Source organism: Rhodococcus sp. BUPNP1, assembly GCF_002215235.1.
Classification (GTDB): domain Bacteria; phylum Actinomycetota; class Actinomycetes; order Mycobacteriales; family Mycobacteriaceae; genus Rhodococcus.
On record NZ_NERM01000003.1, the window covers coordinates 110,483 to 124,587 of the forward strand.

At 69.0% G+C, this 14,105-nt stretch carries 18 protein-coding genes; 8 read left to right on the forward strand and 10 right to left on the reverse strand.

Annotated elements, in window-relative coordinates; translation table 11 throughout:
- Positions 1 to 33: 33 nt before the first annotated feature.
- Genes B9C99_RS04025 through B9C99_RS04035 form a run of 3 tightly spaced genes read right to left on the reverse strand, consistent with a single transcriptional unit; the run spans position 34 to position 2,061 of the window.
- Entirely contained in the window at positions 34 to 891 is an 858-nt protein-coding gene (locus B9C99_RS04025) for a polyphosphate kinase 2 family protein (RefSeq protein ID WP_088897041.1), read from the reverse strand.
- A 28-nt stretch (positions 892 to 919) separates the two neighbouring features.
- Positions 920 to 1,273, reverse strand: a complete 354-nt coding sequence (locus B9C99_RS04030; protein ID WP_016693694.1) for a DUF4873 domain-containing protein — start codon at positions 1,271 to 1,273, stop codon at positions 920 to 922.
- A 44-nt stretch (positions 1,274 to 1,317) separates the two neighbouring features.
- Positions 1,318 to 2,061: a TetR/AcrR family transcriptional regulator gene (locus B9C99_RS04035; RefSeq protein WP_026061465.1), complete on the reverse strand. Its 744-nt coding sequence runs from the start codon at positions 2,059 to 2,061 to the stop codon at positions 1,318 to 1,320.
- Between the two features lie 96 nt (positions 2,062 to 2,157).
- Here B9C99_RS04035 and B9C99_RS04040 point away from each other — a divergent pair, with 96 nt between their 5' ends.
- From B9C99_RS04040 to B9C99_RS04065, 6 genes are all read left to right on the forward strand, one after another.
- Positions 2,158 to 3,429 carry a DUF445 domain-containing protein gene (locus B9C99_RS04040; protein ID WP_172414866.1) on the forward strand — a complete coding sequence of 424 codons (1,272 nt, stop codon included), beginning with the start codon at positions 2,158 to 2,160 and terminating at the stop codon, positions 3,427 to 3,429.
- 61 nt (positions 3,430 to 3,490) lie between these two features.
- Positions 3,491 to 3,967, forward strand: coding sequence for a helix-turn-helix domain-containing protein (locus tag B9C99_RS04045; RefSeq protein WP_051033041.1), 477 nt, complete (start codon positions 3,491 to 3,493; stop codon positions 3,965 to 3,967).
- Entirely contained in the window at positions 3,964 to 4,890 is a 927-nt protein-coding gene (locus tag B9C99_RS04050) for a heparin-binding hemagglutinin (RefSeq protein ID WP_088897042.1), read from the forward strand. The genes B9C99_RS04045 and B9C99_RS04050 overlap by 4 nt, the downstream gene beginning before the upstream one ends.
- A gap of 64 nt (positions 4,891 to 4,954) precedes the next feature.
- The gene (locus tag B9C99_RS04055; protein ID WP_024101750.1) at positions 4,955 to 5,245 is read left to right on the forward strand and encodes a DUF2516 family protein; all 291 of its coding nucleotides are present in this window, start codon (positions 4,955 to 4,957) and stop codon (positions 5,243 to 5,245) included.
- Positions 5,246 to 5,410: 165 nt separating this feature from the next.
- Positions 5,411 to 6,334: a diiron oxygenase gene (locus B9C99_RS04060; RefSeq protein ID WP_088897043.1), complete on the forward strand. Its 924-nt coding sequence runs from the start codon at positions 5,411 to 5,413 to the stop codon at positions 6,332 to 6,334.
- A gap of 40 nt (positions 6,335 to 6,374) precedes the next feature.
- Positions 6,375 to 7,412, forward strand: coding sequence for an alpha/beta hydrolase (locus B9C99_RS04065; protein ID WP_088897044.1), 1,038 nt, complete (start codon positions 6,375 to 6,377; stop codon positions 7,410 to 7,412).
- 66 nt (positions 7,413 to 7,478) lie between these two features.
- On the opposite strand, the gene purU is transcribed toward B9C99_RS04065, so the two are convergent.
- The 3 genes from purU to B9C99_RS04080 all read right to left on the reverse strand — a co-directional run bounded on the left by purU (position 7,479) and on the right by B9C99_RS04080 (position 9,863).
- Positions 7,479 to 8,366, reverse strand: a complete 888-nt coding sequence (purU, locus tag B9C99_RS04070; protein WP_016693701.1) for a formyltetrahydrofolate deformylase — start codon at positions 8,364 to 8,366, stop codon at positions 7,479 to 7,481.
- A 76-nt stretch (positions 8,367 to 8,442) separates the two neighbouring features.
- Complete coding sequence (locus tag B9C99_RS04075) at positions 8,443 to 9,333, reverse strand: class I SAM-dependent methyltransferase (protein ID WP_088897045.1); 891 nt, start codon at positions 9,331 to 9,333, stop codon at positions 8,443 to 8,445.
- Positions 9,330 to 9,863, reverse strand: coding sequence for a GNAT family N-acetyltransferase (locus B9C99_RS04080; RefSeq protein WP_088897046.1), 534 nt, complete (start codon positions 9,861 to 9,863; stop codon positions 9,330 to 9,332). Before B9C99_RS04080 ends, B9C99_RS04075 begins: the two co-directional genes overlap by 4 nt.
- A gap of 117 nt (positions 9,864 to 9,980) precedes the next feature.
- Between B9C99_RS04080 and deoC the strand changes: the two genes are divergently transcribed.
- On the forward strand, positions 9,981 to 10,646 hold the full coding sequence (deoC, locus tag B9C99_RS04085; protein ID WP_088897123.1) for a deoxyribose-phosphate aldolase: 666 nt from the start codon (positions 9,981 to 9,983) through the stop codon (positions 10,644 to 10,646).
- A gap of 36 nt (positions 10,647 to 10,682) precedes the next feature.
- Here deoC and B9C99_RS04090 read toward each other — a convergent pair whose 3' ends face one another.
- On the reverse strand, positions 10,683 to 11,432 hold the full coding sequence (locus tag B9C99_RS04090) for a DUF2993 domain-containing protein (RefSeq protein ID WP_088897047.1): 750 nt from the start codon (positions 11,430 to 11,432) through the stop codon (positions 10,683 to 10,685).
- 104 nt (positions 11,433 to 11,536) lie between these two features.
- Between B9C99_RS04090 and B9C99_RS04095 the strand changes: the two genes are divergently transcribed.
- A complete protein-coding gene (locus B9C99_RS04095; protein WP_088897048.1) occupies positions 11,537 to 12,154 on the forward strand; it encodes a type IV toxin-antitoxin system AbiEi family antitoxin in 618 nt (205 codons plus the stop codon).
- Positions 12,155 to 12,165: 11 nt separating this feature from the next.
- On the opposite strand, the gene B9C99_RS04100 is transcribed toward B9C99_RS04095, so the two are convergent.
- From B9C99_RS04100 to B9C99_RS04110, 3 genes are all read right to left on the reverse strand, one after another.
- Positions 12,166 to 12,996 carry an SAM-dependent methyltransferase gene (locus B9C99_RS04100; RefSeq protein ID WP_088897049.1) on the reverse strand — a complete coding sequence of 277 codons (831 nt, stop codon included), beginning with the start codon at positions 12,994 to 12,996 and terminating at the stop codon, positions 12,166 to 12,168.
- Between the two features lie 3 nt (positions 12,997 to 12,999).
- Positions 13,000 to 13,500 carry a DUF2505 domain-containing protein gene (locus B9C99_RS04105; protein WP_088897050.1) on the reverse strand — a complete coding sequence of 167 codons (501 nt, stop codon included), beginning with the start codon at positions 13,498 to 13,500 and terminating at the stop codon, positions 13,000 to 13,002.
- A gap of 76 nt (positions 13,501 to 13,576) precedes the next feature.
- Positions 13,577 to 14,086 carry a DUF2505 domain-containing protein gene (locus B9C99_RS04110; protein ID WP_016693708.1) on the reverse strand — a complete coding sequence of 170 codons (510 nt, stop codon included), beginning with the start codon at positions 14,084 to 14,086 and terminating at the stop codon, positions 13,577 to 13,579.
- Positions 14,087 to 14,105 lie beyond the last annotated feature (19 nt).

Consider the following 14,105-nt stretch of genomic DNA (forward strand, 5'->3'; position numbering starts at 1 on the left):
CATACGCCGTCGCGACTCTGCGAGTCGGTGACATCACGACTCTGCGAGTCGGCGCTTCTCCGTTTCGATATCGAAAGTCGGCTCCGGCCAATCGAGGTCGAGGCGTTCGAACGCGTCGATGAGCAGTTCCGTCACCGCGAGACGGCCGTACCACTTGCGGTCGCACGGCACGACGTACCAGGGCGCGTCGTCGGTGCTCGTCCGATCCAGCATGTCCTGATAGGCCTGCTGGTACTGCGGCCACAGGGCGCGCTCCGAGACATCGCTCGGGTCGTACTTCCAGTGCTTGTCACGACGCTCGAGGCGCTCGGCGAGGCGCTTCTTCTGCTCGTCCAGCGAGACGAACATCGCAACCTTCACGATGGTCGTGCCCTCGCGGACGACTTCGCTCTCGAACCTGTTGATCTCGTCGTATCGTCCGCGCCAGACGCTCTCCGGCACCAGTGATCTCACCCGCGCGACCAGCACGTCCTCGTAGTGCGACCGGTCGAAGACGCCGAGCTGACCGTTGCGAGGGAGGGCCTTCGCGATCCGCCACAGGAAGTGGTGCCGCTTCTCCTCCTCCGTCGGCACGCCGAAGGCCGTGTGGTCGACACCCTGGGGGTCGACGTGGCCCACGACGTGACGCACCATGCCGCCCTTCCCGGCGGTGTCCATGCCCTGCAGGATCAACAGCACCGAGCGGGTGCCGCCGGTCCGCCCCTCGGCGAAGAGCATCTCCTGCAGGTCGGAGAGGACGGCGCCGCGTTCGGCGAGCAGACGTTCGCCGAGTGCCTTGTCGCCGTCGAATCCCGGAGTGCCGTTCGTGTCGAGGTCGGCCACGCGCGTCTCGGGCGTCGCCCGGAGGGCTTCGACGATCGATGCGGGCCGGAAGACGTCGTCCTTCGTCATCCCGCCAGCGTGTCACACGCGGTCGTGCTCAGGTGGGATCGACACCATCGGTCTCGGTGGGCAGGGGATACGGCGGACGTGAGACGCCGTCGACCATGTGGCTGCCCCACAGATCGACCTCCGAGATACGGGCGGTCGCGGCCTCCGGGGCGTCCGGCACAGTGATCGTCACATTGGTACCGGGAGCGGGCGAGGCGTCTGCTCCGAGGGCCTCGGCGAGCCTGCGGAGCCGGCCGCGCCACACGTGCCGGCCGAGCAGGGGATCGAACCGTCCGGAGATCTCGACGTCGACGACGACCGTGCGGTCGTCCACGGTGACCTCGGCGGGACCGCGGTAGCCGGGGTCGTCCTCGTCGTGCAGGTCGTCGGCGTGGTCGCTCATGCCCGCACTATACGTGCAACTTCGAGTAACAGTAAAGGTGTCGATCAGGGAGTGGTCGACGACTCCGGCAGGAGCGGATGCGGCTGCGACTTGAAGCGCACCGGGGATCCGGCGACCCCGGCGATGCCGGTCATGCCGCCCCAGATCATCATCGTCAGGTAGTCGATGAGGTCCTCGGTGGTCATCGACTTGTTCGAGATCCACCAGTGCGTCGCGAGCTGGATGCCGCCGACGATCCCGTACGCCCACGGCACGGCGCCGCCCGAATCCATCTCGAGCAGCCGCAGCCGTTCCCCGAGGACGGTGGCGACGAGCTCGGCGATCATCCGCTCCGAATCGGCCACCACGTCGCGTCCCGCCGACGCGCTGTTGCTCATCACGTACAGATAGACCTCGGGATCGTCGGCGACGGTCTCGACGTAGGCGGTGATCGCCTCCCGGGTGAGCTCGTACTCGTCGAGATCCTCCGCGACCGCCGCGTAGATCCGGGGAGCGAGGACCGTCTCGACGTACCGCAGCATCGTCGCGGTCGTCAGGTCGCTCTTGTCGGTGAAGTAGCGGTAGAGCACCGTCTTCGACACGCCGATCTCGGCGGCGATCTCGTCCATGCCGATCTCGTGGCCGCGGGTACGGATTGCGTTGATGGTGCCGTCCACGAGCTCTTCCCGGCGGGCGATCTTGTGCTCGTGCCAGCGCCGTTTGCGGCCGTCCTGCTTCACGGGCGGGGCGGCCTCGCTCGAGGTCGGGTTCGAAGTCGTCTGCGGTCTGCTGGACACTGTGTGGCACATCCGTTCGGTTTCGATCGTCGGCTCAGTCTACGATCCGGTCTCTCGTCCTTCAGAACTCGAGGGCGATCCGTCCGCCGAGTGCCGACTTTCGGCACAATCGATCGGGTGCAGCTCCTGACGACCGACGACGAGATCAAGCGCCGAGAACTCCGCCGTATGAAGGCGGTCGCGACCGGCTTCCTCGTCGCCGCCGCGATCATCTATCTCTTCTGCCGCTGGCAGGAAACCCGCGGCGCCGGCGCGTGGGTGGGTTACGTGCGCGCGGCCTCCGAGGCCGGCATGGTCGGCGCGCTCGCCGACTGGTTCGCCGTGACCGCCCTGTTCCGGCACCCGCTGCGGATTCCCGTCCCGCACACGGCGATCATCAAGCGGAAGAAGGACCAGCTCGGCGCCAATCTGAGCTCGTTCGTCGGCAACAACTTCCTCGCGCCCGAGGTGGTGTCCGCCAAGGTCGAGTCGGCGCAGATCCCGCTGCGGGTCGGTACCTGGCTCGCAGAACCCGAGAACGCCCAGCGTGTGGCCAAGGAGACGTCGACGGTCCTGCGCGGTGTGGTCGGAATCCTGCGGGAGGACGACATCCAGCAGATCATCGACCACACCATCGTCAAGCGCATCGCCGAACCTGAATGGGGACCGCCCATCGGGCGTGTCCTCACCGAACTCCTCGCCGAGAACCGGCACCTCCCGCTCGTCGACATGCTCGCCGAACGCGCGCACCAGTGGGCGCTCGGGAGTCAGGAGACCATCGACCGCGTGATCAGCCGCGACTCGCCGTCGTGGTCGCCGAAGTTCGTCGACCTGCTGCTCGGCGAGAAGATCCACCGCGAACTCGTGGAGTTCACGTGGAAGGTGCGGTCGAATCCCGACCACGAGGTGCGCCTCGCAGTCAACAAGTTCCTCGCCGATTACGCCCGCGACCTGCAGAACGATCCCGTGACCATCGCCAAGGCGGAGAAGGTGAAGGCGGAGATCATGGGCCGCGACGAGATCACCGGTCTCGCCGCGGCGACCTGGCGGACGGCCAAGCGGATGATCCTCGACTCGGTGGACGACCCGAACAGCACCCTGCGCACGAAGATCGCCGAGAACGTCATGGCGTTCGGCATCCGGGTGCGCGAGGACGCAGAGCTGCGCACCAAGATCGACGGCTGGCTGCTCGACGCGGTGCGCTTCGTCGCGTCGAACTACGCCGACGAGATCACGTCCGTCATCCGCGAGACCGTCGAGCGCTGGGATGCCGAGGAGGCCAGTCGCAAGATCGAGCTCGCCGTGGGGCGCGACCTGCAGTTCATCCGCATCAACGGCACGGTGGTCGGTTCGCTCGCCGGACTCGCGATCTACACGGTCTCGGAGCTGCTGTTCGCGTGACAACCGTCACGTGCTAGCAGAGTGCTTGCTGTAGCTAGCACCTGTCCGTAGAGTGGTCGGTGTGTCCACGGAACCAGATCCGATCGAGGGCTCGGACACGCCGGACGACAGCGCGGGACCGGGGGATCTCGCCGCCCGGGTGGTCAACAACGCCGCCCAGGACATCGGCGCCTTCATCCGGTCGCAACGCGAGGCTGCACAGGTCTCGCTCCGGCAGTTGTCGCAACTGGCCGGTGTCAGCAACCCGTATCTGAGCCAGATCGAACGCGGACTGCGCAAGCCGTCCGCCGAAGTTCTCGCCCAGATCGCCAAGGGGTTGCGGCTCTCGGCAGAGGTCCTCTACGTGCGAGCGGGGATCCTCGAGCATCGAGCGGAGAGCGCCGTGCGCGACGCGGTGCTCGTCGACACCGTTCTCACCGAGCGGCAGAAGCAGGTCCTGCTCGACATCTACGACTCGTTCTGCCGGGAGAACCAGCAGAACACCGGCGATGCCCGGCCCGACCATCCGACAGACTTCGACGAGGAGAAATCTTCATGACCGATCCCACCAGCATCCGTACCTCCCTCTACGCCGCGGTCGGTGCCGGCGACGCCGTCGTCCAGGCCGTCGCAGACCTCGTGGCCCAGGCGCGCCGACGTGCGGAGACCAACCGCAACGAGGTGGCCGAGCGCGTCGAGACCGCCCGCGACCGCTTCGCGACCCTGCCCGCCGATCTCACCGAGACCGTCGAGTCCCTCCGCGAGCGCCTCGCCGAACTCCCGGCCGAGCTGCCCGAGGAGATCGCGGAGCTGCGCGAGCGTTTCAGCGCCGAGGAACTGCGCAAGGTCGCCGAGGCGTACCTGAAGGTCGCATCCGACCTCTACACCGCACTCGCCGAGCGCGGTGAGGAGACGATGGAGCGTCTGCGCTCCCAGCCGGCCCTCGAGGACGGCCTCGGTCGCGCCGAAGCCGTACTCGGCGACGCTGCCGACCTCACCGAGGAAGCACTCGGGACGGTTGCCCGTCGGACCCGCGAGGTCGGCGAGCAGGCCGCGAAGCTCGCGGGTCGCGCGGCCGGTCGCATCTCCGAGACGAGCGACGAGGTGAGCGAGGCCGTGTCCGACGCCGGCGACAAGGCCGCCGAGCGCGTCGTCGAGCTCGGTGAGCGTGCCGAGGAGACCGGCTCCGAGACCGCCGGCCGGGTCGAGTCGGCCCGCGGCGACGTCCGCGAGGCGGCCGACAAGGCTGCGGAGAAGGTCGAGTCGGTGGCCACCCCGGTCGAGCCGGTCGAGGTCACCCCCACCAAGGCTCCGGCCAAGAAGGCTCCCGCCAAGACCCCGGCGAAGGTCCCGGCCAAGACGGTTGCCAAGACGCCCGCCGCCAAGGCTCCGGCCAAGACCGCCGCGAAGACCCCGGCGAAGGCTCCGGCCAAGAAGACCCCTGCCAAGAAGGCGGCTCCGCGCAAGACCAGCGGCTCCTGACCTGCAGCGATCGGTCGGCCCTCGTGCGAACTCGCACGGGGGCCGATTCTCGTAGACTGGTGTGGTGACGAATGTCGATTCACTTGCCGGTCTGATCATCCTCGCGCTGCAGATCATCGCCATCGCCGGGGCGGGATTCGCGTTGTTCCACGTCGTGCGTCAGCCCGCCGAGGCGTTTCCGGCCGTCGACAAGCTGACCAAGCCCGTCTGGCTCGGCATCCTCGTGGCTGCGCTGCTCGTCCTCGTCGTCTTCGGCGCGGTGGGTCTGCTCGGGATCATCGCGGTCGTCGCGGTGTGCGTGTACCTCGTGGACGTCCGCCCGCGGGTCGAGGAGGTCCAGCGCCCTCGGTGGTGACCGCTTCGCGGTGATGACTGCGGGGTCCGAACTCCGCGGTGGTGATCAGGGAGGTCCGTCGTCCTCGGTGGTAGGGCGGGTGGGCCTCCCCTTTCGCTTGACAAGTGTGATCCAGATAATGACACTTCGGGTAACGGATAATTTTCCGAGACGAGGTGGTCGGCGATGACGCTCCTGCGAAAGCACGACAGCCTGCCTGGTGAACATTCCACGGATCACCGGCAGGAAACCGCGCAACGCCTGCTCGATTCGTCGGCGCGGCTCTCCTACGATCCCGGGCTCGAGATCGACTGGGACGCGCCGCTCGTGGACGGCAAGTACGGCATGACCCCCGAGTGGTGCAGTCTCTACGGCACCGACCTGTGGGAACGCATGTCGGAGGACCAGCGCATCACCCTCACAAAACACGAGGCCGCGAGCATCGCCGGCACCGGGATATGGTTCGAGATGATCCTCATGCAGATGCTCGTGCGCGATCTCTACCGGCACGATCCGGCAACCCCCTACGTGCAGTTCGGGCTCACCGAGATCGCCGACGAATGCCGGCACTCGATCATGTTCGCGCGGTCGGCGCAGCGATACGGCATCCCCTCCTACCGGCCCAAGCGCTGGATCCGCGAGACCGGCCGGCTGTTCAAGGCCGTCGCGCGCGGCGCCCTCGCCTACGGCGGCACCTTGTTCGCCGAGGAGATCCTCGACATGATGCAGCGCGACTTCGCGCGCGACGAGCGGGTGCAGCCCATCACCCGGACGGTGAGCCACGTCCACGTCGTGGAGGAGTCGCGGCACATCCGCTACGCCCGCGAGGAAACCCGCAGGCGCTCGGCCCGGCTCGGTCGTCTCGAGCGGGCATGGATCCGGATCCACCTCGGGGTGAGCGCGTACTTCGTCGTCACCAGCCTCGTGAACGACCAGGTCTACGCCGCTGCCGGACTCGACGTCGCCGAAGCGAGGAAGGCCGCGCAGGAGAACAGGCACTACCACGACAAGCTCCGCCAGGGCACTCGCCGCACGGTCGAGTTCCTCGACGAAGTGGGGCTGATCGGCGGTCCGTCCACTCTGCTTCTGCGTCGCGCGCACGTCCTGTGACGTCGCGCTGCTCCACCGAACCGACAGGAGAATCCCACCCGTGAGAAAGCCGTCCCCGACCACGTCGATCGCCGCGGGCTCGATCGTCCTCGCTGCCGCGGCGACCACCGCCGTGCTCGTCCGCCGGCGTCGTCGGACGGTCGTCCGTACCGAGGACGTCGCGCCGCACGAACTGCTGCGCGAACCGGAACTCGAACCCGAGATCCTCGACGTCCGCGCCGAGGACGGTGCCCGCCTGAACGTGCTCGCCTACGGCGACGCGGACGCTCCCGTCCTGGTGTTCTGCCACGGCTGGACGTGCAATGCCGCGTACTGGACCCCGCAGATCAACGCGTTCGCGGAGAACTACCGGGTGGTGGTCTACGACCAGCGCGGGCACGGCGACAGCGAGGCCGGGGCACGGCCGCTGGGAGCCGACGTGCTCGCCGACGATCTGCAGGCGGTCCTCGACGCCGTGGTCCGGCCCGGCGCGAAGGCCGTACTCACCGGTCACAGCATGGGCGGGATGAGCATCATCGCGTGGGCCGAGAAGTACCCGGAGAACGTCGACCGCACGGTCGCGGGAGTGCTGCTCGCGAGCACCGGCACCGACCGGCTGGTCGCCGATTCGGCGATCGTGCCGCTGCCGCAACGCTTCCCGCGGGTACCGGTGCCCGTCGCAAGTCGGCTCATGGGTGCGACGGTTCCGCTGGCCGCGTCCCCGGTGACGACCCGGGCCCTGCGCTACGTCGCCCTGTCACCCGGCGCGAGCGCCGCGGAGGTGCGGTTCTGCGAGAAGATCGTCCTCGGCTGCCCGCCGCGGACACGGGGCGGCTGGGGCAGGGCCCTGAGCGCCCTCGACATCCGTGAGGGCCTGCACAACCTCACCGTGCCGACGACGGTGCTGGTCGGCACCGCCGACCGTCTCACCCCGCCCGTCCACGCCCGTCGTCTCGCCGAGGAACTCGACCGTGCGGGCAACCTCGAACGTCTCGTGGTGCTCGACGGCGTCGGCCACATGAGTTCGGTCGAAGCGATCGACCGGTTCGACGAGGAGCTCGCGCACCTCGTCGAACGAGCCGGCGTGCCCGTCGGCTGAGCCGATCGTTCACGCACGAAAACCGGTCCATCCCCTCGCGGGTGGGCCGGTTTCGGCTCCGGGGATCTACCGGAAGACGACGGTCTTGCTGTCGTGCACCAGCACCCGGTCCTCGAGGTGCCAGCGCAGACCGCGTGAGAGGACCAGCTTCTCCACGTCGCGGCCCTGCCGGACCATGTCGCTGACGCTGTCGCTGTGACTGACGCGGATGACGTCCTGCTCGATGATCGGGCCCGCGTCGAGTTCGGCGGTGACGTAGTGGCAGGTCGCGCCGATGAGCTTCACACCGCGCGTGAAGGCCTGATGGTAGGGCCGTGCGCCGATGAACGACGGCAGGAAGCTGTGGTGGATGTTGATCGCCCGGCCGGCCCAGTGCTCGCACAGCTCCTCCGGGAGCACCTGCATGAACCGGGCGAGGACCACCGCGTGCGGGTCGTGGGAGTCGACGAGCTTGCGGACCTGCTCGAAGGCCGGTCCGCGCTCGGCGGGATCCTTCGGGAACGACACGTAGTGGAAGGTGATGCCGTGCCGCTGCGCGACCGGTTCGAGATCGCGATGGTTACCGATCACGGCGCAGATCTCGGCGTCGAGTTCCCCTGCGGCGACCCGCCCGAGGATGTCGTGCAGGCAGTGCCCTTCCTTGCTCACGAGCAGCACGACGCGCTTGCGCTTGCCCGTGTCGGACAGTGTCCATTCGGTCTGCGGGCCGATGTCGGCGGCGACGCTCGCGAACTTCTCGCGCAGCTCGTCGAGGCCGAACGGGATCGACGACGCCCGGACGGCCTGGCGGGTGAAGAACCAGCCGGTGTCCTGGTCGGCGTGGTAGGCCGCCTCGACGATCGAACCGCCGACCTCCGCGAGGAAGGTCGCGATGCGGGCGACGATCCCGGTGGTGTCCGGGCAGCCCAGGGTCAGAACGTAACGTCGATCGTCGGCGGATGAGGCGAGCGTCATGCCCCGATTGTCTCAGGTGACACACGGCGTCCTACTTCCGGTCGGCTCTGCTCCCGGTAGACCCTGCCGTCGGTCGTCAGCCCGAGACCGGAGGACGTCGAACGGTGCCCGTGGCGACGAGGGTGGTCGCGTCGATCGTGTGCAGTCCGCGAGCGGTGACCTCTTCGGCGATCTGCTGCCGCACCGACGCCACCTGCCCGGAGTCGAGCCCGGCAAGCACCCCGCGCAGACCGGTGCCCGTCACCAGCGACCAGCACAACTCGTCCGTCGCCGGAAGATGATTCGACAGGGTGCGGACCTCCACGGAATCGGTTCCGGCATCCGCGATCCACGCCTCGAGGGTGTCCGGCGTGTCGATCCGGTGCAGCGGTGTGCGATCGCGCAGGGCGCCGCGTTCGCGCAGTTCGGGGGAGTGGCGCGACGCGACGTCGAACACGATCGACGAGAACTCCTCCATCGCGCCGTGTCGCCAGACCGTCACGCCGGCGCGTCCGCCCTGCCGCACGAGCGAGACCAGACGCCAGAAGGTGCGGTCCATGTCCGGGAGGAAGAACACGCCGTAGGAGATCGACAGCACGTCGTAGCCGGCGTCGGGTACGTCCGACGGCGCCTCCCACTGCGAGGCGTCCGCACAGACGAATTCGATGTTCTTCAGGCCGCGGCGTTCCGCGGTCAGGCGGCCGTGTTCGAGCATCTCGTCGGCGATGTCGACGCCGTGGACGAGACCCTCGGGTCCGACGGCTGCGGCGGCGGGAAGCGCGGACGATCCCGTTCCGCAACACACGTCGAGCACCGCCTCGCCGGGAGAGACGCCGAGCTGGAAGACCAGAGCCTGCCCGGCCGGTCCCCAGACCGTCGGGGTCAACTCGTCGAAATCACTGCTCGCCGCGTCGAAGGTGCGTGCGGTCTCGGCTGGATCGGCCCGGACATCGGAGGCGGCCCGGACATTCTCGGGATCGTCGTTCATGCCGGCTCCTCGAGAGCGTAGAACGGCTCGGCATACCGGAAGGCACCCCGCAGCTCGGGATCGTGTGCCGTGAGCGCCCGCGCCTGGAAATGGGACGTCCACTCCTCGACGTCCGGGGAGATCCCGAGTTCGGCGGCGGGCACGAAACCGAAACGGGGGTAGTAGTCGGGATGCCCGAGCAGGAGCACGAGCGACTCGTCCAGAGCGTCCGCCGCTCCGAGCACGGCGTGCATGAGAGCGCCGCCCACACCGGAGCGCTGCGAATCGGGACGGACACCGAGCGGACCGAGGCCCAGGGCAGGAGTGCTGCCGACATGACCGCGAGTGGCGACGACGTGACCGACGATCGTGGCCGAGGCGTCCTCGGCCACGAGCGACAACGGGGGCAGCCACGCGTCGCTCGCCCGCAACGACGCGACGAGACCGGGTTCGACCGGCTCGCAGCCCTCCGGGGCGAACGGCGCGAAGGCAGCGCGGTGCACGTCGGCGATAGCAGGGACGTCGGCGGGGAGTTCTCGGCGGATCAGCACGCGATCATTGTGGGTGGCGGAGGGGACCGCGCGCGAGCGGATTACCGAAGCCGCGATGCGGTGCCGGACGATATGCGGTGCCGGACGGTCGGGCCCGCCGTGTGGGAAGCTGCAGTCATGTCCGGAACCCCGTTGACCCGCACGCAGGTCGCGTCGATGATCGACCACACCCTCCTCAAACCCGAAGCGTCCTCACAGGACGTGCGGGCCCTCGTCGACGAAGCCGTCGAGCTCGGCGTGTATGCGGTGTGCGTGTCGCCGTCGATGCTGCCCCTGCGGGCCGAGGGGGTCACGGTCGCGACGGTCGTCGGTTTCCCGTCGGGCAAGCACCATTCGCTCATCAAGGGCGCCGAGGCGCGACTCGCCGTCGACGAGGGTGCACGCGAGATCGACATGGTGATCGACGTGGGCGCAGCGGTGGCCGGGGACTACAACGCCGTCCTCGCCGACATCCTCACCGTGCGCGAAGCGATCGGGTTCGACCCGGTCCTCAAGGTCATCATCGAATCCGCCGTGCTCTCCGACGAGGCGATCGTCGAGGTGTGCCGCGCCGCGGAGAAGGCCGGGGCGAACTTCGTGAAGACCTCCACCGGCTTCCATCCCGCGGGCGGCGCCTCCACCCACGCGGTCGCGCTCATGGCGGAGACGGTGGGCGGCCGGCTCGGCGTCAAGGCAAGCGGCGGAATCCGCACCGCCGAGGACGCGATCGCGATGATCGACGCCGGGGCCACGCGCCTCGGGTTGTCCGGCAGTCGCGCGGTCCTCGACGGTCTGCAGAGCTGAGCAGCTCTCGACGGTCTGCCGGACCGGCCTCCTCGGTCACGACAGGAGGCCGCAGCTGCCCTCCTGCTGTTGCTGTTGTCCCTGCGGGGCCTCCGGCAGCACGAAGCGGCCACCCTCGAGGCGGAGATCGATACCGGCGTCGGTGACGTTCACCTCGGTGGCCTGCATCCCCAGCGGGTACTGCTGCAGACCCGAGGTCAGGATCTCCACGACGCCGTCGACGAGGGCCGTCGGGAGCCCGATGCCGAGGATCGTCGCGTCCGTCGTCTCGACCGTCACCACGCCGCCGTTCACCACCGGTCGCGCGGTGAACTCCGCAAGACCCTGACCGCCGACCGTGAACGTCAGGGTGCCCGCGTTCTCGTCGGCCGTGACGTCGGTGACGAGGCCACCGACCGGCTGGCTCTGCACGGTCGCGAGGATCCCGGAGGTCGGCCACGACACGTCGGCACTCGAGCTGCCGATGGTGCCGGCGCCCTCGGCGGAGTCGCGCAGGTCGACATCGTTTACCTCGGCGTGCACCTGCATCTGCTGGGCCGGACCGAAGGCGGTGTCGTCGCTGTCGAGGGCGACCGAGGGAACCTGCCGGTCGAGCAGCTGCAGCAGCACCGGCTTCCAGCTCAGGTCGACGTCGACTCCCGTGCCGAGCTCGCTCTCGAAGGACTGGGCGAGGCAGGTCGTCGCGCGGTTGCGGACGTACACCTCCGCGCCCACCAGGACTGCGACCAGCGCCGCGACGAGAACGACGGCGATCGTGACGGTGCGGTTGCGCTTCCGTTGCGTCATGGTCGCCGATTCTTCCGGAAGACACTGAGGATCGACTGAGCACACGGCCGCCGGATGAGGAAAATATGTGAGGTGTACCACATTCGTCGGCTACGCTGGGCGCCATGACAGGGTGGACGGATTCAGGTTACGACGCAACCGGGCGGGCCGATGCCGACGACTCGCTGCGGCGCCTCGCCGCCACGCAAGCCGGGTTCTTCACCGCACGCCAGGCCGTCGGTCACGGAATAGCAGCTCACGACTTCGCGGAACGCATCGAGGCGGGACTGTGGATCCGCGTCGAGACCGAACTGTTCCGCCTCAGCGACAGCCCACGGACGAAGTTCGACGAGTTCGCCCAGTGGTGCACCTGGTACGAGGGGGAAGCGGTCGTCTCGCACCAGAGTGCCGCCGACCTGCACGGCATGGGCCACCTCCAGCCGCGCTTCGTGCACCTGTCCACCCCCGACCAGCGCACCGTGCCGAGCAACCGGCTCGCACTGCACCACCGGACGCTGGCGGAGGAGGACTGCGAGGTCGTCGGGGCCTTCCGGATCACCACTCCCGCCCGCACCGCGGTCGACCTCGCGGCCGGTGGCGTGTCCCAGGAAGTGCTCGACGAACTCGTCGGCGACGCGATCGCGCTCGGCCGGGTCGACTCCGACCAGCTGCACGCCGCGGTGGCGAACCAGCCGGCCGCGGTGGCCGACCGGATCGAGCTCGCGCTCCTCGCCGCGGGCTGACCGACGGGGTCTCAGACCGCGACGAGCGCAGTTCCTCGGCCGACTCGCTCGGATGCGACAGGTGCGCCGGTGGGCGCGACCGCGTCCCACGGCACCGTCAGCACGCAGTCGCGCAGACGGCGGCGGGGCGGGGACACCGGGAAGCCCTGATCCCGCAGCAGCTCGAGCGTCGCCTTCCACCGGATCCGCGGCCCGAACGCCGCGTGCGGAGCGCTCGTCGCCCACGCCCGGTCGGCCGCGCGGAGCAGCGCGTGGATCGGCTCACCCGGGACGTTCCGGTGGATCAGCGCCTTCGGCAGCCGTTCGGCGACGTCGGACGGTCTCTCCACGTGGAACGGGCTCCACGCCAGGGTCAGCGAACGGGGACCGTGCTCGTCGAGGAGCACCCAGGCGCAGCGCCTGCCCAGCTCGTCGCACGTGCCGTCGATGAGCAGGCCGCCGGGAGCGAGGCCGGAACGCAGGCGCGCCCACGCCGGTTCGACGGCTTCCTCCGGATACTGCCGGAGCACGTTGAAGGCCCGGACCAGGGTCGGGCGCAGGCCCGCGAGCTCGAAACCGCCCCGGGCGAACTCGACACCGTCGCGGCCCGGGACCACACGGTCCGGATCGATCTCGAGACCGACCACACGCAGATCGCTGCGGACCCGACGCAGCCGCGCGGCGAGTTCGAGGGTCGTCACCGGCATGGCGCCGTAACCCAGATCGACCACCAGCGGGTCGGTGGCGTGCGTCAACGCCCTCGTGATGTGGGGATCGTGCATCGCCCAGCGGTCGCTGCGGCGCAGCCTGTTGATGCCGGTGGTGCCGCGCGTGACGACACCGACGGGTCCTCGATTCCGCACGCGCTACCGACCGGCGAGCCAGTCGGCGGTGATGGCCGCTTCGGTGCGGAACACGTCGACGAGATTGGTGAGGATGAGTTCTTCGAGCTTGCCGCCGACGAACGGGATGTGCACCTTGGCCTCGGAGGTGGTGCGGAGCGTGGCACCGTGATCGTCGCCGAAGAGGTCCATCGTGCCGGTGAGACTGCCCGGACCGCCGGGGATCGACGCCTGGTAGGTGCCGGTCGCGCGGTCGGTGAACGGCCCGTAGGTCTCCTTGCGCGTGATGACCATGTCCTTCTTGATCACCGTGCGGGCGATCTCCGGCAGGTCGGAACGCGGCAGGACGTGGTGCAACACCAGCGCGATGCCCGTTTCGGAGACCGTGAACTCGCGGACGTGGTTCTCCGAGTACTTGCGCATCTCGGTCATCCGCGCTTCCCAGTGATCGGGGTCGGCGAGAGCCTCGTACACCCGCTCCGGTGGATGAGGGAAGCGGGCGGAGTAGTCGATACGCCGTGCCACGACCGGCCAGGTTACCGCGCCGGACGGCCTCTCCGGAAATCGCGATCGTCCACGGGGGAGCCCCGCGGGCGTGCGATCAGGCCGAGTGGTCCCCGTTCAACCACTGCTCGGTGAAGGTGCGCTCCGCGTCGAACAGCTCGACGAGTTGCTCGACGATCATGCCCTCGATCTTGGAACCGAGGAACGGGATCTTCACCTCGACGGTGCCGTCGATGACGACGGACGAACCCGTCCCGTCGGCGATGAGGGTCATCCCCCCGGTGACCTCGCCGGGCATGCCGTCGACGTGGGCCGAGAACCTGCCCTCGGCGCGACCGTCGGCGAACGCACCCCACGCCTCGTGACGCCGGATGACGAGATCGCCCGGGCGCAGGCTCGTGACCATGCTCGGCAGGTGCTCGGCCGGGATGGCCTGGTGGAGGTCGAGCTCGATGGTGCCGTCGCCGGTGTCGGCGCGTTCGACGGCCGCACCCGGGCCCCCGACCTCACGCAGCCGGGTCTGCCAGTACTGCGGATCGACGAACGCCGCGTGGACCGCAGCAGGCGGGGACGAGTAGTTCGCAGTGTGGTCGATAGGGCTGCCCATACCGGGCACGCTACCGTTT

Coding starts and splice junctions, on each gene's coding strand:
- B9C99_RS04025 (WP_088897041.1), bottom strand. CDS start 891: ATGACGAAGGACGACGTCTTCCGGCCCGCATCGATCGTCGAAGCCCTC.
- B9C99_RS04030 (WP_016693694.1), bottom strand. CDS start 1,273: ATGAGCGACCACGCCGACGACCTGCACGACGAGGACGACCCCGGCTAC.
- B9C99_RS04035 (WP_026061465.1), bottom strand. CDS start 2,061: ATGTGCCACACAGTGTCCAGCAGACCGCAGACGACTTCGAACCCGACC.
- B9C99_RS04050 (WP_088897042.1), top strand. CDS start 3,964: ATGACCGATCCCACCAGCATCCGTACCTCCCTCTACGCCGCGGTCGGT.
- B9C99_RS04060 (WP_088897043.1), top strand. CDS start 5,411: ATGACGCTCCTGCGAAAGCACGACAGCCTGCCTGGTGAACATTCCACG.
- purU (WP_016693701.1), bottom strand. CDS start 8,366: ATGACGCTCGCCTCATCCGCCGACGATCGACGTTACGTTCTGACCCTG.
- B9C99_RS04075 (WP_088897045.1), bottom strand. CDS start 9,333: ATGAACGACGATCCCGAGAATGTCCGGGCCGCCTCCGATGTCCGGGCC.
- deoC (WP_088897123.1), top strand. CDS start 9,981: ATGTCCGGAACCCCGTTGACCCGCACGCAGGTCGCGTCGATGATCGAC.
- B9C99_RS04090 (WP_088897047.1), bottom strand. CDS start 11,432: ATGACGCAACGGAAGCGCAACCGCACCGTCACGATCGCCGTCGTTCTC.
- B9C99_RS04095 (WP_088897048.1), top strand. CDS start 11,537: ATGACAGGGTGGACGGATTCAGGTTACGACGCAACCGGGCGGGCCGAT.
- B9C99_RS04110 (WP_016693708.1), bottom strand. CDS start 14,086: ATGGGCAGCCCTATCGACCACACTGCGAACTACTCGTCCCCGCCTGCT.